The sequence below is a fragment of the Pseudochrobactrum sp. AO18b genome (assembly GCF_000409565.1).
Taxonomy (GTDB): Bacteria; Pseudomonadota; Alphaproteobacteria; order Rhizobiales; family Rhizobiaceae; genus Pseudochrobactrum; species Pseudochrobactrum saccharolyticum.
On sequence record NZ_ANNO01000224.1, the window covers coordinates 1 to 3,583 of the forward strand.

Genomic DNA, 3,583 nt, shown 5'->3' on the forward strand with positions numbered 1-3,583 from the left:
GCGATTAGCGCTTGGAGAACTGGAAGCTACGACGGGCTTTCGCCTTACCGTATTTCTTACGTTCTACAACACGGCTGTCGCGTGTCAGGAAGCCGCCTTTTTTCAGTACTGCGCGCAGAGCTGGTTCGTAGTAGGTCAGGGCTTTTGAAATGCCGTGACGAACCGCACCAGCCTGACCGGACAGACCACCGCCGGCAACAGTCGCAATAATGTCAAACTGACCAGTGCGGTTTGTTGCAACGATTGGCTGCTGCAGAACCATCTGCAGAACCGGACGAGCAAAATATGCGTTGAACTCTTTGCCGTTCACGATGATCTTGCCTGTGCCTGGCTTTACCCAAACGCGTGCAATCGCATCTTTACGCTTACCGGTCGCATAAGAACGTCCGAGAGCGTCGACTTTTTTAACGTGAACAGGAGCTTCAGGAGCAGCAGCTGCTGCAACTGTGCCAAGTTCTTCGAGCGAGTTGAGCTGCTCAGCCATTATGCGTTCCTCTTATTTTTGCTGTTCAAAGCGCCGATGTCGAGGACTTCTGGCTGCTGTGCTTCGTGCTGGTGGTCAGCGCCTGCATAAACGCGCAGGTTTTTCATCTGACGACGGCCGAGCGGACCGCGCGGAACCATACGTTCAATCGCCTTCTCAACAACGCGTTCCGGAAAACGGCCTTCGAGGATCTGACGAGCTGTACGTTCTTTAATACCGCCTGGGTGGCCAGTGTGCCAGTAGTAAACCTTGTCGGTGTACTTCTTGCCGGTCAGAACAACCTTGTCAGCATTGATGATGATGACATTGTCACCGTCGTCAACGTGTGGGGTAAAGGTTGGTTTGTTCTTACCGCGCAGAATGTTGGCGACCTGAGAAGCGAGACGACCGAGAACAACGCCTTCAGCGTCGATCAGGATCCACTTCTTCACCACTTCTGCTGGCTTCTGGGAAAAAGTTGCCATTGAAGTTATCCTTGGAAATAATCCTTGCAACAGAGACTGGAGCAAGGCTTTTTTTGTTGCTTGTGTTGCGGCAGAAATCTGCGCGTAACAAATGAAAACCGCTCATCTTTGACAGATGTACGCTTTCTGGCTGTCCAATACAGTGCCTGTGAGTGGGCGTCAAGTGTGTTGAATTTGCATATACTTGTAATTATCTTTTAAAATCAATGTGCTAAAATTGCGGTATTATATTACCCTATAAAAATCCGGTGATTTTTACTCTATATTTTCGTCCGGACTGCCGCATCACTTCAATTGCCCGCATTTTATGCCTAGATTATATCTTCTGCACAATGTGATGCATAGCAGCATGAAAACGGAGAAGGCCATGAATGAAACGGAAGTCAGATCTATCCTGCAAACCAAACATGTGATCGCGCTGGTCGGGGCTTCTCCGAATGAAACCCGTCCAAGCTTTGGTGTGATGAAATATCTGCTGGAGCATGGTTATAAAGTTATTCCGGTCAATCCGGGGCAGGCGGGGAAGCAGATATTGGGGCAGACAGTTTATGCCTCGCTCTCCGATATTCCGGAGAAGATTGATATTGTCGATGTCTTCCGCGCATCCAATGCCGTACCTGCAATTGTCGATGAAATTCTGGCACTGAAAACACAGCCGGATGTTTTGTGGTTGCAGCTTGAAATCACTCATGAAGAGGCTGAAGCCAAAGCCCGCGCTGCCGGAATAAAGGTGGTGACAAATATGTGCACCAAACAGCAGCATCAGCGTCTGATCATTGCCTGATTTTAGCTTTATGTGACATTGCGGTTCAAAATTTCTGTTTTGCCGCAATGTAAATCTGCGGGTAATTTATAGATGTGCCTGCGGAAAAAGATAATAGTTTGCGTGTATTATAGTGATAAGCGGAATCTTTTTCTTTGCTTGTGCGAGAGTAAAATTCTAACCTGACCCAAATTGTTTATTTTGGGGAGTAGAGAATGTCCAAGCGCAGCCCGGGTTTTGATACACTTGCTATTCATGCAGGCGCAAAACCGGATCCGACAACCGGTGCCCGCACCACGCCGATTTATCAGACTGCATCCTATGTTTTTGATGATGTGGATCATGCTGCCGCTTTGTTCGGCCTGCAGGCATTCGGCAATATCTATACCCGTCTGACCAACCCGACCACTGCGGTTCTGGAAGAGCGCGTTGCAGCGCTTGAAGGCGGTACAGCTGCGGTTGCGACTGCATCCGGCCATGCTGCTCAGTTGCTGGTTTTCCATAATCTGCTGCGCACCGGCGATAATTTCATCGCTGCGAACAAGCTTTATGGCGGTTCGATCAATCAGTTCGGCAATGCTTTCAAGTCTTTCGGCTGGGAAGTGCGCTGGGGTGATGTGGACGATGTTTCCAGCTTCGAGAAACAGATCGACGACAAAACCCGTGCGATCTTTGTTGAAAGTCTGGCCAATCCGGGCGGTATCGTTGTTGATATCGCAGCGATTGCGGAAATCGCGCATAAGCACGGTCTGCCGCTGATCGTTGATAATACAATGGCATCGCCATATCTGATCCGCCCGATTGAACATGGTGCAGATATTGTTGTGCACTCGCTGACCAAATTCATCGGCGGTCATGGCAACTCCATGGGCGGTATTCTGGTCGATGGCGGTACATTCGACTGGTCGAAATCCGGCAATTATCCGATGCTCAGCGAGCCGCGTCCTGAATATGCCGGTGCGGAACTGCACAAAACATTCGGCAATATTGCTTTTGCGATTGCAGCACGCACACTCGGTTTGCGTGATTTTGGTCCGGCGATTTCTCCTTTCAACTCGTTCCAGATTCTTGCCGGTATTGAAACTCTGCCGCTGCGTATGCAGCGCCATTGCGACAATGCGCTGAAAGTAGCGAAATGGCTGGAAAAGCACGAGAAAGTTTCATGGGTGCGTTATGCCGGTCTCCCGACCGACAAATATCATGCTTTGCAGCAGAAATATTCGCCAAAAGGCGGCGGCGCTGTTTTCACCTTCGGTCTGAAGGGCGGCTATGAAGCCGGTAAAACTTTCGCGAACTCGCTGGAACTGTTCTCGCTGCTGGCCAATATCGGTGATACCCGCTCGCTGGTTATCCATCCTGCATCAACCACCCATCGCCAGCTGACTGACGAACAAAAAATTGCTGCCGGTGCCGGACCTGAAGTGGTGCGTCTGTCAATCGGTATTGAAGATGCTGACGATATTATCGCTGATCTTGAACAGGCTCTGGCAAAGATCGCCTGATGTCGCTGTTGCTGCCTGTAAACACAGAGTCTGAACCGGAACTTGGTGTGCCCGCTGAAGGGCGCGTCATTTCCGGCGATCCGCAGTTCAGAACATGGAATGCGGAGGAGACCTCAGACGGGCTTTACGCGGGTATCTGGGAGTCGACGGTTGGTAAATGGCGTGTCGCTTATGGTGAATGGGAGTTCTTCCAGCTTATAAGTGGTGTATCTGTGGTGACAGAAGAGGGAAAAGAGCCGGTCACTTTGCGGGCAGGCGATAGTTTCATCATCAGGCCGGGCTTTAAAGGCACGTGGGAAGTGATTGAAACGACTCGTAAAACCTATGTGATAAAGCTTTAAACTTATATTGTCTGAAATAGAAAACGGCG

General features: G+C 50.1%; 5 protein-coding genes. 3 read left to right on the forward strand and 2 right to left on the reverse strand.

The features are described from left to right. Positions 1 to 4 precede the first annotated feature (4 nt). Both rpsI and rplM read right to left on the reverse strand, forming a co-directional pair. On the reverse strand, positions 5 to 484 hold the full coding sequence (gene rpsI, locus A918_RS0109320) for a 30S ribosomal protein S9 (protein WP_022710804.1): 480 nt from the start codon (positions 482 to 484) through the stop codon (positions 5 to 7). Then, the gene (gene rplM / locus A918_RS0109325; protein WP_022710805.1) at positions 484 to 948 is read right to left on the reverse strand and encodes a 50S ribosomal protein L13; all 465 of its coding nucleotides are present in this window, start codon (positions 946 to 948) and stop codon (positions 484 to 486) included. Before rplM ends, rpsI begins: the two co-directional genes overlap by 1 nt. Before the next feature lie 367 nt (positions 949 to 1,315). Here rplM and A918_RS0109330 point away from each other — a divergent pair, with 367 nt between their 5' ends. The 3 genes from A918_RS0109330 (at position 1,316) to A918_RS0109340 (ending at position 3,554) form a co-directional block, all read left to right on the forward strand. Continuing rightward, positions 1,316 to 1,732 (forward strand): CoA-binding protein, encoded by a 417-nt coding sequence (locus A918_RS0109330; RefSeq protein ID WP_022710806.1) that lies wholly within the window; start codon positions 1,316 to 1,318, stop codon positions 1,730 to 1,732. A gap of 194 nt (positions 1,733 to 1,926) precedes the next feature. Beyond that, entirely contained in the window at positions 1,927 to 3,213 is a 1,287-nt protein-coding gene (locus A918_RS0109335) for an O-acetylhomoserine aminocarboxypropyltransferase (RefSeq protein ID WP_022710807.1), read from the forward strand. After that, a complete protein-coding gene (locus A918_RS0109340; RefSeq protein ID WP_022710808.1) occupies positions 3,213 to 3,554 on the forward strand; it encodes a cupin domain-containing protein in 342 nt (113 codons plus the stop codon). Before A918_RS0109335 ends, A918_RS0109340 begins: the two co-directional genes overlap by 1 nt. Positions 3,555 to 3,583 lie beyond the last annotated feature (29 nt).

What these genes read in the sequence shown, in the direction of transcription:
- A918_RS0109335 (WP_022710807.1), top strand. Translation starts at nt 1,927, where the DNA reads ATGTCCAAGCGCAGCCCGGGTTTTGATACACTTGCTATTCATGCAGGC.
- A918_RS0109340 (WP_022710808.1), top strand. Translation starts at nt 3,213, where the DNA reads ATGTCGCTGTTGCTGCCTGTAAACACAGAGTCTGAACCGGAACTTGGT.
- rplM (WP_022710805.1), bottom strand. Translation starts at nt 948, where the DNA reads ATGGCAACTTTTTCCCAGAAGCCAGCAGAAGTGGTGAAGAAGTGGATC.
- A918_RS0109330 (WP_022710806.1), top strand. Translation starts at nt 1,316, where the DNA reads ATGAATGAAACGGAAGTCAGATCTATCCTGCAAACCAAACATGTGATC.
- rpsI (WP_022710804.1), bottom strand. Translation starts at nt 484, where the DNA reads ATGGCTGAGCAGCTCAACTCGCTCGAAGAACTTGGCACAGTTGCAGCA.